The sequence below is a fragment of the Streptomyces sp. NPDC050147 genome (assembly GCF_040660195.1).
Classification (GTDB): domain Bacteria; phylum Actinomycetota; class Actinomycetes; order Streptomycetales; family Streptomycetaceae; genus Streptomyces.
On sequence record NZ_JBFALJ010000010.1, the window covers coordinates 89122 to 103440 of the forward strand.

A 14319-nucleotide genomic window follows, 5' to 3' on the forward strand; every position below is an offset into this window, starting at 1 on the left:
CTGCGTGCACGGGCGTGCGCTGGGGCGCACATCTGAGTGCCTCTATCCCTCTGCTGAGCTGTCTCCCAGCTGGAGCAGCGCCTCCGTGGCGATCCGCTCGAAGACCTTCTCGTCGGCCGCGAAGTCCGTTCCCGGCAGCGGCCAGTGCAGCACGATCTCGTTGAAGCCCAGCTCAGCGTGGTTGCCCGCGAAGTCGACGAAGGCATCGAAGGAGTCCAGGGGGCGGTCCGGGGTGAACCCGGTGAGCAGGATCTTGTCGAGTTCGGTGACGTCCCGGCCCATCGCGTCGCAGGCCGCGGCCAGCTTGTCGGCCTGCTGCCGGATGGCTTGAAGTGACTGCTCCGGGGTGCCGTTCTCAGAGAGTTTCGGGTCGCCCGTGGTCACCCATGCCTGCCCGTGGCGCGCGGCGAGCTTCAGGCCGCGCGGCCCGGTGGCGGCGACCGCGAACGGAAGCCGGGGGCGCTGCACACAGCCTGGGATGTTCCGTACCTCTGACGCCGAGTAGTACTCGCCCTCGTACGAGACGACGTCTTCGGTAAGAAGACGGTCGAGCAGCGGCAGAAACTCGCCGAAGTGATCGGCCCGGGCGCGCGGAGTCCAGGGCTCCTCGCCGGCCTTGAGCAGCGCGGTGGCGTCGAAGCCGTTGCCGCCAGCGCCGATGCCGAGGGTGATCCGGCCGTCGGACACGTCGTCCAGCGTGATCAGGTCCTTGGCGAGGGTCACGGGGTGCCGGAAGTTCGGCGAGGTGACCAGGGTGCCCAGGCGCAGCCGGTCGGTGGCGGCCGCGGCGGCGGTCAGGGTCGGCACCGCGCCGAACCAGGGCCCGTCGCGGAAGGTCCGCCAGGAGAGGTGGTCATAGGTGTACGCGGTGTGGAAGCCCAGCTCCTCCGCCCGCTGCCAGCGCTCCTTGCCCCCCTCGTGCCAGCGGCGGACGGGCAGGATCACGGTGCTCAGACGCAAACTCATGTATCAGAGCGTATGCCGGAGAACGCCGGGCCCCTTCAGCACGTCCCTTCAGCACGTCCCTTCAGCACGTCCCTTGAGCTCGCCTCTTGTGCTCCCCCCCTGTCAGCTCGCCCCTTGAGCTCGCCCCGCCAGTTCGCGCCGTTCAGGTCAGTGCTTGTCCGGGAAGCGTAGATATCCAGGGGGCACGGCGGCGGTGAGCCAGACGCCGTTGGCGCTGACCTGGAAGACATGTCCGTCGTGCTGCATGGCGCCCGCGTCCACCGAGAGCACGACGGGCCGCCCGCGACGGGCGCCGACACGGGTGGCGGTCTCGCGGTCGGGCGAGAGGTGCACGGCATGGCGGTTCATGGGCCGCAGGCCTTCGGTGCGGATCGCGGCGATACTGCGGGCCACCGTGCCGTGGAACAGATACGCGGGCGGGGTCGCCGGAGGCAGATTGAGGTCGACGTCGACGGAGTGGCCCTGACTGGCGCGGATCCGGCCGTCCTCCACGGCGAAGCGCTGTTTGTCGTTCACGGCCACCACATGCTCGAGCTCGGCGCGGGTGAAGCGGAAACCGTGGGCGGCGGCGGCCGCGACAAGGGCGTCGATCTCCACCCAGCCGCTCTAGTCGAGCGTCAGACCGATTCTCTCCGGCTGATGGCGCAGGTGTTTGGACAGGTATTTCGACACCTTCACGGTGCGTCGCTCGCCCGCCGCGTCGGCGGAGGGGGCTTCTCTATTCATCCATTCAGCCTCGCTCCGAAGCGTTCTCCCCGCACTTGATTTTCGTCCACCGACTTTTCATCCGCCACTTTTCGTCCACAGGTTTGATCCACAGCCAAGTCCGGTTATCCACAGGGTAATTGGCGATTCTGTGGATAACGCCCAAGTAATTTAGGCCGTTTGACCAATAAGGGGCTACTCGCCACGACTTGCCGCCAATGAGTCCAATGTCCTTGCCTGTACCTCCCGTTCAGTCGCCGCGGCGACGAACGTGGCGGCGTTCTCGCGGCCAACCAGCGCCTCTACAGCACGCATTGTCGTCGCCGGAAGTGCCACTGGCAGCGGCTCCTCCGTCCGCTCGGCCGTCTGGCCCGAGGCAAGGTGGTACTGGAGGTGACGCGTGGCGAACAGGCGCATGGCCCGCGCCAGTTCGGCGTCGACGGACTGCTGCGCGAGCGGTCTCAGGCGCCGGACGAGAGCGGCCGCCTCCGCCGTGTCCGCCTCGCTCGGCGGGTGCGGGCCGAGATAGCGCGCAAATACGTGTTCAGTGGTGAACTCCAGGAAACGGGCGGCTATGTGCTCCACCTGCCCCCTCAACTCCCTCAGATGGCCCGCTATCGCAGACAGCGGAACTCCTGCGGCGTGCAACTCCACGGCCACAGCGAGCTCTTGAGGGCTCGGCACCAGGAATTCATCCTCACGGCCCGGCATGGGCTCGAGCACGCCCAGCGCGATCGCGTCGGCCACCGCGGCCTCGTCCGGCTCTCCGCCGAACGCGGCATCCAGCTCCGCCCTGGTCATCCGGTCGGCCTTCTCGTCCGTCCACGGACCGCCCACCTCGGCGGCAAGGCCCAGGACGCCGCCGAGCCCGCGGCCCGCGTCCCAGGCTTCGAGCAGCTCCTTGATGGAGGCCAGGGTGTAGCCCCTGTCGAGCAGGTCGGCTATTTGTCTCAACCGGGCCAGGTGTGCGTCGCCGTACACATTGGCCCGGCCGCGCCGCTCGGGCCGGGGGAGCAGACCACGGTCCTGGTAGGCGCGGATCGTGCGGACCGTGGCGCCGCTGTGGTGCGCCAGGTCCTCGATGCGGTACTCCGCCGACCTGTGCCCGGTGCCGTGGTCCCCCGGCCGCTGCCCGGCGGCAGAGCGATCCACCGGTCTCTGTCCGGCCGCAGGGCGATCCACCGGCCCCTGCCCGGCGTCCGACTGCTCGTCCACGCTCCCCGCCTCCGTAAACCCTCGTGCTAGGCGATGGCCGCTCGGCCGACCGCAGCGGCCGCGGCCCGTGCTGCGGGTGACTCCGTCAGATATTCGACGGCCTTGCGCAGCGAACCTTCCTGCGAGGGATGGTACGACCGCCGCAGATAGCGGGGTATGGCCGCACCGAGCTCCCGCCATGTGGGAAGCAGGCCCTTCCTGACGGCCTTGTTGTGCTCGGCCAGGGAGTAGCGAAGGCGCCCCGCGAGCCGGGGGTCCCGGCGCATCAGGTAGGCGGTGCCCCAGACCCACAGGTACAGCATCACGGGCGCCGTGACCGTCATGCCCGCGATGCGGCGGGCATAGCGGGGCAGGCCCTCGCCACCGCAGTGCTGATACATGTCGAAGGCGACCGAGCGGTGCTCGACCTCCTCCGCGCCGTGCCAGCGCAGCAGGTCGAGCATGACCTCGTCGGCGTCCGCGCGGTCCAGGCCGTCCGCGTGCAGCACCCAGTTCCCCAGGACCGCCGTGAACTGCTCGATCGCCGCGACGACCGCGAGACGGAAACGCAGCCACTCCTGCGTCGGTATCGGAGCCCCCAACGGTGGCTGTTCGCCGAGGAGTTTTTCGAAGAGGAAGTCGACGTACTTGGTGAACGCGGCGGTGTCGAGCCGCTGTGCCGCCAGGTGGTCGAGCACGTGGGCGTGCTGAACGCTGTGCGTCGCCTCCTGGCCCATGAACCCCTTGACGTCCTTCAGGAGCACTGGATCGGTGACCAGGGGCAGGCCCTCTTTGAAGACCTTCACGAACCACCGCTCCCCCGCGGGGAGGAGCAGATGTAGCACGTTGATCACGTGGGTGGCGGTGGGCTCGTCCGGTATCCAGTGCAGCGGGGTCTGCTCCCAGTCGAACGAGACCCGGCGCGGAACGATCGCGTAGTGCTCCTCGGTGTTCGTTTCGGTGCTCTTCTCCGTGCTCACAGCGGTGGCTCCAATCGGGCTATCGCACGCAGGGCCTTGGGTGTGAAGCGGGACATGAGGTAGGCGCCGCGGGCCTCCGGGGTCACCGGGACCACGGCCTGGTTCTTGACGACCGCACGCAGGATCGCGTCGGCGACCTTCTCCGGCGGGTAGTTCCGCAGGCCGTACAGGCGCGAGGTCTTCTTCTGGCGGCGCTTCTCCTCCTCGGCGTCGACGCCGGCGAAGTGCGCGGTCGTCGTGATGTTCGTGTTCACGAAGCCCGGGCATATCGCGGAGACCCCGATGCCCTGGCCGGCCAGCTCCGCACGCAGGCACTCGCTGAGCATCAGGACCGCGGCCTTGGAGGTGCTGTAGGCGGGCAGAGCCTTGGACGGCTGATACGCCGCCGCGGACGCGGTGGTGACGATGTGGCCGCCCTGGCCTCGCTCGGCCATCTGCTTGCCGAAGAGCCTGCAGCCGTGGATCACGCCCCACAAATTGACGTCGAGGACCTTCTTCCAGTCCTCGGAGCTCGTGTCGAGGAACGAGCCGGAGAGGCCGATCCCCGCGTTGTTCACCAGGACGTCGACGATGCCGTACTCCCCGGCGACCTTCTCGGCGAGCTTCTCCATGGCCTGCTCGTCGGAGACGTCGACCGTCTCGGCCCAGGCCTCGGGGGCGCCGATCAGACGGGACATCTCCGCTGTGCGTGCCGCGCTCTCCGCGTCCCGGTCGACGGCCACCACGCGGGCGCCCGCCTCGGCGAACGCGAAGGCGGTGGCGCGGCCGATGCCGCTGCCCGCGCCCGTGACCAGGACCAGCTGACCGCCGAAGCGATCGGCGTGCTTGCCCTTGGCCACACTGTCGTTCACGGGCACGCCGTCTTCGTTCGATGTGACGAAGTCGGTGATCCAAGCGGCGAGTTGGTCGGGCCGGGTGCGGGGCACCCAGTGCTTGGCCGGAATGCTGCGGCGCACCAGCTCCGGAGCCCACAGCTCCAGTCCGTCGTAGAGCCGCTCCGACAGGAACATGTCGCCGGACGGCGTGATGAGCTGCACGGGGGCGTGTGCGTACGCGTCGGCGCGGGGCCTGCGCAGCCGCGCGCGGACGTTGTCGCGATAGAGCCATGCTCCGTGCGCGGCGTCCGACGGCAGCGACGACGTCGGGTAGTCGCCCGACGGCACCTTCTCCACGCGCTCCAGGATCTTGGGCCACCGCTTGCCGAGCGGCCCACGCCAGGCGAGCTCGGGGAGCACCGGCGTGTGGAGCATGTACACGTACCAGGACTTGGCGCCCTGGCCGAGGAGCTGGCCGACCTTGCGGGGCGTGGGCCGGGTCATCCGCTTCTTGATCCAGTGCCCGAAGTGATCGAGCGAGGGCCCCGACATCGAGGTGAAGGACGCGATGCGCCCCTCGGTGCGCTTGACCGTGACGAACTCCCAGGCCTGCACCGAACCCCAGTCGTGGCCGACCAGATGCACCGGCTTGTCCGGGCTCACGGCATCGGCGACGGCCACGAAGTCATCGGTCAGTTTCTCCAGCGTGAAGCCGCCGCGCAGTGGCTGCGGAGCCGTCGACCTGCCGTGGCCACGCACGTCGTACAGCACGACGTGGAAGCGGTCGGCGAGACGCTCGGCCACCTCGGACCAGACCTCCTTGGAGTCCGGATAACCGTGCACGAGCAGCACCGTGGGCTGCGTCGGGTCGCCGAGCTCGGCCACGCACAGCTCCACCCCGCCCGTACGCACCCAGCGCTCGCGGGCGTCCTTGATCCCCTTGGCGATTCCTCCCGTGGTCATGCGGCGGCCCTCTCCTCAGCCCAGCGCCGCACATGCGGCAGATCGTCATCCAGCCAGAACGCGCTCTGCTCGGGGTCCTTGGAGTCGGTGACGACCAGGATCTCCTCGAACTTCGCGCCCGTACCCCTGAAACCGAGGTGCGGTTCGACCGCCCAGAGACCCTTGCGGGGTGGGTGGTCGGAGAATTTGTACGGCGACCAGAGCGGCGACCAGCCATCCCGGTGGCCACGGATCGCGTCGCTCGCAAGGCCCTTCAGGGACTGCGTGCCGAACCCGAAGACGTTCGGAGACAGCCGGCGCTCCTTGACCCGGTCGACCTTGTGCGCGATGACGCCGAAGGGATACGCGCGATGGCGGTTGGCATAGCCCTGACGGACCATGAGCCGGTCCACGTCCTCATAGATCTCGCGCAACGGGCGGCGCTCACGCACTTCGCGCAGGAGCAGCTCGCGGTGTGCCTCCAGGTCCGCGAGCAACTTGTCGTGCACGGGATTGAGACCCAGACAGCCCGAGTAGCCGATGTCCGCCGTATACCCCTTGTAGACCGGGGCCATGTCGAGGATGAAGGGCATCCCCGGCTCAAGGCGGCGGTTGGTGGGGAAGAACTGCAGCGGTATCCGGAAGTTCACGAACGCCGTGCGGTCCCCGAACCAGGCGAAGGGCAGGTGGAACCAGTCCCGCACCCCCCGCTCACGCAGCCACTCACGCTGCATCCGAGCCGCCTCGCGCTCGGTCACCCCCGGCTTGAGCTGCGCCGCGACGGCTTCCGCGCATTCATACGCGAGGGTCTGCACTTCCCTGAACCCCCGCAGCTCCGCGGAGAGTTCACCTGCCACTGCTGAGGTCATGCCACCGTCCGTCCGTGTCCGGTCCATCGCAGTACGCGTCCGTAACTTGACACTGATGAATGTGACAATGCTCGGCGGCTACGTCAAGAGCCGCGCACGAGCTGGCCCCGGCCCCAGGGCAATCCGCGGGGTATCCCCCAGGGGGCGACCTCCGGACGACCCTTACGGGCCCGTAATACCCGAGAGTGACGCGAGGACAAGACCCTGGTCTGACGCCTGATGTGGCCTGCGCCACTACCTTCGAATCGTGACTGTGATCGCGACCGAAAGCCTGAGCAAGCGGTTCCCGAGGGTGACCGCGCTTGACCGGCTCTCCATGGATATCGGGCCCGGTGTAACCGGACTCGTCGGAGCCAACGGAGCCGGCAAGTCCACTCTGATCAAGATCCTGCTGGGTCTGTCCCCCGCCACGGAGGGCACCGCCGCTGTGCTCGGCCTCGACGTCGCCACCAGTGGCGGCCAGATCCGCGAGCGTGTCGGCTACATGCCCGAGCACGACTGCCTGCCGCCCGACGTCTCGGCCACCGAGTTCGTCGTCCACATGGCGCGCATGTCGGGGCTGCCACCCACGGCGGCCCGTGAGCGCACCGCGGACACGCTGCGGCACGTCGGCCTCTACGAGGAGCGCTACCGCCCCATCGGCGGCTATTCGACGGGCATGAAGCAGCGCGTGAAACTCGCGCAAGCCCTCGTCCACGACCCTGACCTGGTATTCCTCGACGAACCGACCAACGGCCTCGACCCCGTGGGCCGCGACGAGATGCTCGGCCTCATCCGCCGCATCCACACCGACTTCGGCATCTCCGTCCTGGTCACCTCGCACCTGCTCGGCGAACTGGAGCGCACCTGCGACCACGTCGTCGTCATCGACGGCGGCAAACTCCTGCGGTCCAGCTCCACCACCGACTTCACCCAGACCACCACGACACTGGCCGTCGAGGTCACGGACACCGACGAGCACCCGGACGGCACCAAGGTGCTCCGCGACGCGCTGCAGGGCCGGGGGGTCGCCACCCACGAGGGAAGCGGCCTGCCCGGCGCCGGGCACACCGTGCTGCTCGAAGCGGTCGGCGAGGAGACGTACGACCTGGTGCGTGACCTCGTCGCCGACCTCGGCCTCGGCCTGGTCCGGATGGAACAGCGCAGGCACCACATCGCAGAGGTCTTCCAGACCGAACAAACCGGACGATCCGAGCACCCCGACCAGCCCGACCAGACGGAAGCGCGGAAGGAGGCGGTCCGCCATGGCGGTTGAGCAGCCCCCGGCACACGCCGGCGAACAGACCCAGATCCACAACATCGGCTATCGCAACTACGACGGCCCGCGCCTGGGCCGCGCCTACGCCCGCCGCTCCCTCTTCTCTCAGAGCCTGCGCGGGGCGTACGGACTCGGCCGCTCAGCCAAGTCCAAGGTCCTTCCCATGATCCTCTTCGCGGTGATGTGTGTCCCCGCCGCGATCATGGTGGCGGTCGCCGTGACCACCAAGGCCAACCAACTCCCCGTCGACTACACCCGATACGCGATCCTGCTGCAGGCCGTCATCAGTCTCTATCTCGCCGCCCAGGCCCCCCAGACCGTCTCCCGCGACCTGCGCTTCAAGACCGTCCCTCTCTACTTCTCCCGCCCCATCGAGCACAGTGACTACGTACGCGCCAAGTTCGCGGCGATGGCCTCGGCACTCTTCGCCCTCACGGCCGCACCGCTGCTCGTCCTCTACGTAGGGGCGCTGCTCGCCGAGCTCGACTTCGCGGACCAGACCAAGGGCTTCGGCCAAGGACTCGTCTCCGTGGCGCTGCTCTCGCTCCTCTTCTCCGGCCTCGCCCTCGTCATCTCCGCGATCACACCCCGCCGGGGCTTCGGGATCGCCGCCGTCATCGCCGTACTGACCATCAGCTACGGAGCGGTGTCCACGGTCCAGGCCATCGCCTACGAACAAGGCAGCACCGGCGCCATCGCCTGGCTCGGCCTCTTCTCGCCGATCACGCTCATCGACGGTGTGCAGACCGCCTTCCTCGGCGCGGCCTCGGCCTTCCCCGGAGGGGAAGGCCCCTCGTCCGGCACGGGCGTGGTCTACGTGATCGTCGTCCTCGCCCTCATCGCGGGCTGCTATGGCGCCATGATGCGCCGCTACCGAAAGGTCGGGCTGTGACGACCATCAACATCGACCACATCTCACGCTGGTTCGGCAACGTGGTGGCGGTCAACGACATCACGATGAACGTCGGCCCAGGCGTCACCGGCCTCCTAGGCCCGAACGGCGCGGGGAAGTCCACTCTCATCAACATGATGGGCGGCTTCCTCGCTCCCTCCACCGGCAGCGTCACCCTCGACGCCAAGCCGATCTGGCGCAACGAACAGATCTACAAGGACATCGGCATCGTCCCGGAGCGCGAGGGGATGTACGACTTCCTCACCGGGCGCGAATTCGTCGTCGCCAACGCCGAGTTGCACGGCCTGGACGAGCGGGCCGCACACAAGGCCCTCGCCACGGTCGAGATGGAGTACGCGCAGGACCGAAAGATCTCGACGTACAGCAAGGGCATGCGCCAGCGCGTGAAGATGGCGTCTGCCCTCGTGCACGACCCCTCCGTGCTCCTGCTCGACGAGCCGTTCAACGGCATGGACCCCCGCCAGCGCATGCAGCTGATGGACCTGCTGCGGCGCATGGGAGACGAGGGCCGCACGGTCCTGTTCTCCTCGCACATTCTCGAAGAAGTCGAGCAACTGGCCTCGCACATCGAGGTGATCGTGGCCGGCCGGCACGCGGCGAGCGGCGACTTCCGCAAGATCCGACGCCTGATGACCGACCGCCCGCACCGCTACCTGGTGCGTTCCAGCGACGACCGCGCCCTGGCCGCCGCGCTGATCGCGGACTCGTCGACGGCAGGTATCGAAGTCGACCTCAAGGAAGGCGCCCTGCGCATCCAAGCCATCGACTTTCCCCGCTTCACCGCCCTGTTGCCACGCATTGCCCGCGATCAGGGCATCCGGCTCCTCACGGTCTCGCCCTCGGACGAGTCCCTCGAGTCGGTCTTCTCCTATCTCGTCGCGGCCTGAAGGGAGCCATCGTGTACGACCCCACTGTCGCCCGGCTCACCTACCGGGCCCTGCTCGGCCGCCGCCGGGCGCTGATCCTCTTCGCCCTGCCCGTCCTGCTGATCGTCATCGCCGCCGCGGTCCGCGGATTCAGCGGCGCCGACGACCAGGTCGCCGTCGACCTGCTCGGCGGCTTCGCGCTCGCGACGATGGTGCCGATCATCGGCGTCATCGCGGGCACCGGCGCCATCGGCCCGGAGATCGACGACGGCTCCGTCGTCTATCTCCTCTCCAAGCCGGTCAAGCGGCCCACGATCATCATCACCAAGCTCACCGTCGCCATCGCCGTCACCATGGCCTTCTCGGCGGTCCCGACGTTCATCGCCGGCATGATCCTGAACGGCAACGGACAGCAGATCGCCGTCGCCTACACGATCGCCGCCCTGGTCGCCTCCATCGCGTACGCGGCGCTCTTCCTGCTCCTCGGCACCATCACCCGGCACGCGGTGGTCTTCGGGCTCGTCTACGCCCTCGTGTGGGAGGCCCTCTTCGGGTCGTTGGTCCCCGGGGCGCGCACGCTCAGCGTCCAGCAGTGGTCGCTCGCCATCGCCCAGAAGACGGCGGGCGGCGACCTGGTCACCTCGGACGTCGGACTGCCGGTCGCCACGGTGCTCCTGGTCGGCGTCACGGTGCTCGCCACCTGGTACGCGGGACAGAAGCTGCGGTCGCTGACGTTGGCCGGGGAGGAGTAATCAATTCGGTGGCGGGCGATTCGGAGCGCGGGCACAGTAGTTGTGTCACCGCGCCACGCATCCGGCGCCCGCCTACTGGGAGAGGAGCCGACGTGTCCATCAGTAGTCCGTCGAGTTCCCAGCAGGGCAGCCCGCGGCAGGCTTCGGAGTAGTCACTCACTCCGTAGAGCCCCGCCCACGGGGGAGTTGCCCGGGGCGGCCGCTTCGAGCGCGCATCTCGCTGCGCGGGCCGCCCACCCGGAGGATTGGCCGAGTGGTAAGGCAGCGGCTTGCTAAGCCGTCGTCGGGGTTCACGCCCCGCGCGCGTTCGATCCGCGCATCCTCCGCAAGACGTTGAGCTGGGCTTGAGCAGATCCTCAGACCAGGAACCGCTCCAGCACCGCCGCGATGCCGTCGTCCTCGTTCGACGCCGTCACCTCGTCGGCGACTGTCTTGAGCTCCGCGTGGGCGTTGGCCATCGCCACGCCATGTGCCGCCCAGCCGAACATCGGGATGTCGTTGGGCATGTCCCCGAAGGCGATCGTGTCCGCGGCCTTCGCGCCCAGGCGGCGAGCCGCGAGGGAAAGGCCCGTCGCCTTGGAGAGGCCGAGGGGGAGCAGCTCGACGATGCCCTCACCGGCCATCGTCACGCCCACCAGGCCACCCGCCACCTCACGCGCCACCGCGGCCAGCGCGTCGTCGCTCAGGCCCGGATGCTGGACGTACACCTTGTTCAGCGGAGCCGCCCACAGCTCGGCGACATCCGTGAACGGGACGGCGGGCAGCGGGCCGTCCTGCACCACGTACCCAGGGCCGACGATCACCTCGCCGTCGAGGCCGTCACGGCTCGCGGCCAGCGCCAGCGGGCCGATCTCCGCCTCTATCTTGGCGAGGGCGATACCGGCCAGCTGCCGGTCGAGCGTGACCGACGTGAGCAGCCGGTGCTCGCCCGCGTGGTAGACCTGCGCGCCCTGCCCGCACACCGCCAGGCCGTCGTAGCCCAGATCGTCGAGGATGTGCCGGGTCCACGGCACGGCACGACCGGTGACGATGATGTGCGCGGCGCCCGCAGCGGTGGCCGCGGTGAGCGCGTCGCGCGTACGCGCCGAGACCGTGTCGTCGGAGCGCAGGAGCGTTCCGTCGAGGTCGGTCGCGACGAGCTTGTACGGGAAGGACGGCGTGGCGGGAGCGGGGTGGCTCACTTGTTGATGGGCTCCAAACTGCATTTATTTTGGTTCAAGAGTGGCTCGTCCCCCCAGGTACGGACGCAGTACCTCGGGCACCCACACGGAGCCGTCGGCCTGCTGGTGATTCTCCAGGAGGGCGACGATCGTGCGCGGGACGGCGCAGAGCGTGCCGTTCAGCGTCGCGAGCGGCTGCATGACCTTCTTGCCGTCGCTGCTGTCGCGCATCCGGATCGAAAGGCGGCGGGACTGGAAGGTGTCGCAGTTCGACGCGGAGGTCAGCTCGCGGTACTTGCCCTGCGTCGGGATCCACGCCTCGCAGTCGAACTTGCGCGAGGCCGATGAGCCCAGGTCACCCGTGGCCACGTCGATCACCTGGAAGGGCAGGCCGAGGCCGGACAGCCACTGCTTCTCCCACTCCAGGAGGCGCTGGTGCTCGTTCTCCGCGTCCGCCGGGTCGACGTACGAGAACATCTCGACCTTGTCGAACTGGTGCACGCGGAAGATGCCGCGGGTGTCCTTGCCGTACGTGCCGGCCTCACGGCGGAAGCAGGGCGAGAAGCCCGCGTACCGCAGGGGCAGCTTGTCGGCGTCGATAATCTCGTCCATGTGGTAACCGGCGAGCGCGACCTCGGAGGTGCCGACCAGGTAGTAGTCGTCCTTCTCCAGGTGGTAGACGTTCTCGGCGGCCTGGCCCAGGAAGCCCGTGCCCTCCATGGCGCGCGGGCGGACCAGCGCGGGCGTCAGCATCGGGATGAACCCGGCCTCCGTCGCCTGCGCGATCGCCGCGTTCACCAGGGCCAGTTCGAGCAGGGCGCCGACACCGGTCAGGTAGTAGAAGCGCGAACCGGAGACCTTCGCGCCGCGCTCGACGTCGATGGCGCCGAGCATCTCGCCGAGCTCCAGGTGGTCCTTGGGCGTAAAGCCCTCGGCCGCGAAGTCGCGCGGGGTGCCGATCGTGTCGAGGACGACGAAGTCCTCCTCACCGCCGACCGGGACGTCCGGGTGGACGAGGTTGCCCAGCTGGCCGAGGAGGCGCCTGGTCTCCTCGTCGGCCTCGTCCTGCGCGGAGTTGGCCGCCTTGACGGCGGCGGAGAGCTCGCCCGCCTTCTTCAGGAGCTCGGCCTTCTCGTCACCCGAGGCCTTGGGGATGAGCTTGCCGAGCGCCTTCTGCTCGGAACGGAGCTCGTCGAAGCGGAGCCCGGACGACCTGCGCCGCTCGTCGGCGGAGAGCAGGGCGTCGACGAGCGCGACGTCCTCTCCACGGGCGCGCTGGGAGGCGCGAACACGGTCGGGGTCCTCACGGAGCAGGCGAAGGTCAATCACCCCACCAGGCTACCGTCGAGCGGTTCCGGCTCTCGACTCGATATCCCACCCCATAGCGTTATGACCGTTATGCCGGAATGGGAATTCCTGTTTCGGCCTGCCTTGTGACTGCCGGGTTCCAGGTCAAGGAAAAGGGTCCCATTCCCCGAAATGGGGCAGAGGGGACTCGCCTCCTTGACTCGAACCCCTTGCGGGGAGCGGGACTTGGGCCCGGTTGTCCACAGGGATATCCCCTGCCGGAAAGTTATCCACAGGCTGTGCGAAAGATCTGTGGATGCCGGAAGAGATCGTTCCGAAAGCCGCATGCGCGACGAAGGATTCTCGCGTCAAACCACCCGCACGCCCACTTTCGAGTGGAAATGGTTCGCTCCAAAGAGTTGATCAATGGAAAAGGGTGGACGAGGGGTGACGTGCGCGACTGTGGACGGACTTGTGGGTTGTAGGCCGATTTGTCGACCATGTCGCGCTTCGTTGTCGACTTGTCCCCAGGTCGAGAACGGACCCTGTGGATAACTTTGTGGACAACGTAAATCAGCAGGTAAGACCGCTCGCCCGACGCGTCCGCCCGCTCAGAACCGGCCGTCCTGGCACTGGGTCAGCCAGTCCGACGCCGCGAGGAACTCACCGTCGGTGGTCCCCGGCCGCGGGGGCCGCAGATCAGCGGGCGACACTCCCGCACGCGGGTACGACCCCAGGAAGCGCACCTGGGGGCAGATCCGCTTGAGGCCCATCAGGGCCTCGCCCACGCGGCGGTCCGTGATGTGGCCCTCGGCGTCCACGGAGAAGCAGTAGTTGCCGATGCGCTGGCCGGTGGGCCGCGATTCGATCCGCATCAGGTTGACGCCGCGCACGGCGAACTCCTGGAGCAGTTCGAGCAGGGCGCCGGGGTGGTCGTCACCGAGCCAGATGACCACCGAGGTCTTGTCCGCGCCGGTCGGCGCCGCGGGGCGGGCCGGGCGGCCGACCAGGACGAAGCGGGTCTCGGCGGTCGCCGCGTCGTGGATCTCGCTGACCAGCGGCTGAAGGCCGTACGTCGCCGCAGCGAACTCACCCGCGAAGGCCGCGTCGAAGCGGCCCTCCTGGACCAGGCGCGCGCCGTCCGCGTTCGAGGCCGCCGACTCCCACAGGGCGTCCGGCAGGTTCGCGGCGAGCCAGTTGCGGACCTGGGGCTGGGCCACCGGGTGGCCGGTCACCGTCTTGATGTCCTTGAGCTGCGTGCCGGGACGCACGAGCAGCGCGAAGGCGATCGGCAGGACGACCTCGCGGTAGATCATCAAGGGCTCGCCCTTGGCGAGTTCGTCGACGGTGGTGGTGACGCCGCCCTCGACGGAGTTCTCGATCGGCACCAGCGCTGCCGCCGCGTCGCCGCTCCGGACGGCGTCCAGCGCGGCCGGCACGGACACCATCGGGACGAGCTCCCTGGTGGCCGCTTCCGGGAGCGTACGGAGGGCGGCCTCGGTGAAGGTGCCCTCGGGGCCGAGATAGGTGTAGCGCATCGCCGACATACCGTCACCCTAATGGCCTGCCCGCGGCACGGCCCACGCGTCTCAGGAAGCGGCGCCCGCCCCAG

General features: G+C 68.6%; 12 protein-coding genes, 1 tRNA gene and 1 pseudogene. 5 read left to right on the plus strand and 9 right to left on the minus strand.

Annotation, left to right across the window (positions count from 1 at the left end):
* Positions 1-42: 42 nt before the first annotated feature.
* The 6 genes and pseudogenes from AB0I94_RS17520 to AB0I94_RS17545 all read right to left on the minus strand — a co-directional run bounded on the left by AB0I94_RS17520 (position 43) and on the right by AB0I94_RS17545 (position 6471).
* The gene (locus tag AB0I94_RS17520) at positions 43-966 is read right to left on the minus strand and encodes an LLM class flavin-dependent oxidoreductase (protein WP_363310447.1); all 924 of its coding nucleotides are present in this window, start codon (positions 964-966) and stop codon (positions 43-45) included.
* 147 nt (positions 967-1113) lie between these two features.
* Positions 1114-1692, minus strand: a pseudogene (locus tag AB0I94_RS17525) (RNA 2'-phosphotransferase).
* A gap of 174 nt (positions 1693-1866) precedes the next feature.
* The gene (locus AB0I94_RS17530; RefSeq protein ID WP_363310448.1) at positions 1867-2823 is read right to left on the minus strand and encodes a MerR family transcriptional regulator; all 957 of its coding nucleotides are present in this window, start codon (positions 2821-2823) and stop codon (positions 1867-1869) included.
* 89 nt (positions 2824-2912) lie between these two features.
* A complete protein-coding gene (locus AB0I94_RS17535) occupies positions 2913-3845 on the minus strand; it encodes a metal-dependent hydrolase (RefSeq protein WP_363310449.1) in 933 nt (310 codons plus the stop codon).
* The gene (locus AB0I94_RS17540) at positions 3842-5623 is read right to left on the minus strand and encodes an SDR family oxidoreductase (protein ID WP_363310450.1); all 1782 of its coding nucleotides are present in this window, start codon (positions 5621-5623) and stop codon (positions 3842-3844) included. Before AB0I94_RS17540 ends, AB0I94_RS17535 begins: the two co-directional genes overlap by 4 nt.
* Positions 5620-6471: a M24 family metallopeptidase gene (locus tag AB0I94_RS17545; RefSeq protein WP_363310451.1), complete on the minus strand. Its 852-nt coding sequence runs from the start codon at positions 6469-6471 to the stop codon at positions 5620-5622. The genes AB0I94_RS17540 and AB0I94_RS17545 overlap by 4 nt, the downstream gene beginning before the upstream one ends.
* 253 nt (positions 6472-6724) lie before the next feature.
* On the opposite strand from AB0I94_RS17545, the gene AB0I94_RS17550 reads away from it, so the two are divergent.
* The 5 genes from AB0I94_RS17550 (at position 6725) to AB0I94_RS17570 (ending at position 10586) form a co-directional block, all read left to right on the plus strand.
* Positions 6725-7726 carry an ABC transporter ATP-binding protein gene (locus tag AB0I94_RS17550; RefSeq protein WP_363310578.1) on the plus strand — a complete coding sequence of 334 codons (1002 nt, stop codon included), beginning with the start codon at positions 6725-6727 and terminating at the stop codon, positions 7724-7726.
* Positions 7716-8621 (plus strand): ABC transporter permease, encoded by a 906-nt coding sequence (locus tag AB0I94_RS17555; RefSeq protein ID WP_363310452.1) that lies wholly within the window; start codon positions 7716-7718, stop codon positions 8619-8621. Before AB0I94_RS17550 ends, AB0I94_RS17555 begins: the two co-directional genes overlap by 11 nt.
* Complete coding sequence (locus AB0I94_RS17560) at positions 8618-9529, plus strand: ABC transporter ATP-binding protein (RefSeq protein ID WP_363310453.1); 912 nt, start codon at positions 8618-8620, stop codon at positions 9527-9529. Before AB0I94_RS17555 ends, AB0I94_RS17560 begins: the two co-directional genes overlap by 4 nt.
* Before the next feature lie 11 nt (positions 9530-9540).
* Complete coding sequence (locus tag AB0I94_RS17565; RefSeq protein ID WP_363310454.1) at positions 9541-10260, plus strand: ABC transporter permease subunit; 720 nt, start codon at positions 9541-9543, stop codon at positions 10258-10260.
* Between the two features lie 239 nt (positions 10261-10499).
* A tRNA-Ser gene (locus AB0I94_RS17570) sits at positions 10500-10586 on the plus strand.
* Between the two features lie 30 nt (positions 10587-10616).
* On the opposite strand, the gene AB0I94_RS17575 is transcribed toward AB0I94_RS17570, so the two are convergent.
* The 3 genes from AB0I94_RS17575 to pheA form a co-directional block, all read right to left on the minus strand.
* Positions 10617-11441, minus strand: a complete 825-nt coding sequence (locus AB0I94_RS17575) for an HAD family hydrolase (protein ID WP_363310455.1) — start codon at positions 11439-11441, stop codon at positions 10617-10619.
* Between the two features lie 24 nt (positions 11442-11465).
* Positions 11466-12749 (minus strand): serine--tRNA ligase, encoded by a 1284-nt coding sequence (serS, locus tag AB0I94_RS17580; RefSeq protein WP_363310456.1) that lies wholly within the window; start codon positions 12747-12749, stop codon positions 11466-11468.
* A 569-nt stretch (positions 12750-13318) separates the two neighbouring features.
* Positions 13319-14254, minus strand: coding sequence for a prephenate dehydratase (gene pheA / locus AB0I94_RS17585; RefSeq protein ID WP_363310457.1), 936 nt, complete (start codon positions 14252-14254; stop codon positions 13319-13321).
* Positions 14255-14319 lie beyond the last annotated feature (65 nt).

What these genes read in the sequence shown, in the direction of transcription:
- pheA (WP_363310457.1), bottom strand. Translation starts at nt 14,254, where the DNA reads ATGTCGGCGATGCGCTACACCTATCTCGGCCCCGAGGGCACCTTCACC.
- AB0I94_RS17555 (WP_363310452.1), top strand. Translation starts at nt 7,716, where the DNA reads ATGGCGGTTGAGCAGCCCCCGGCACACGCCGGCGAACAGACCCAGATC.
- AB0I94_RS17520 (WP_363310447.1), bottom strand. Translation starts at nt 966, where the DNA reads ATGAGTTTGCGTCTGAGCACCGTGATCCTGCCCGTCCGCCGCTGGCAC.
- AB0I94_RS17545 (WP_363310451.1), bottom strand. Translation starts at nt 6,471, where the DNA reads ATGACCTCAGCAGTGGCAGGTGAACTCTCCGCGGAGCTGCGGGGGTTC.
- AB0I94_RS17540 (WP_363310450.1), bottom strand. Translation starts at nt 5,623, where the DNA reads ATGACCACGGGAGGAATCGCCAAGGGGATCAAGGACGCCCGCGAGCGC.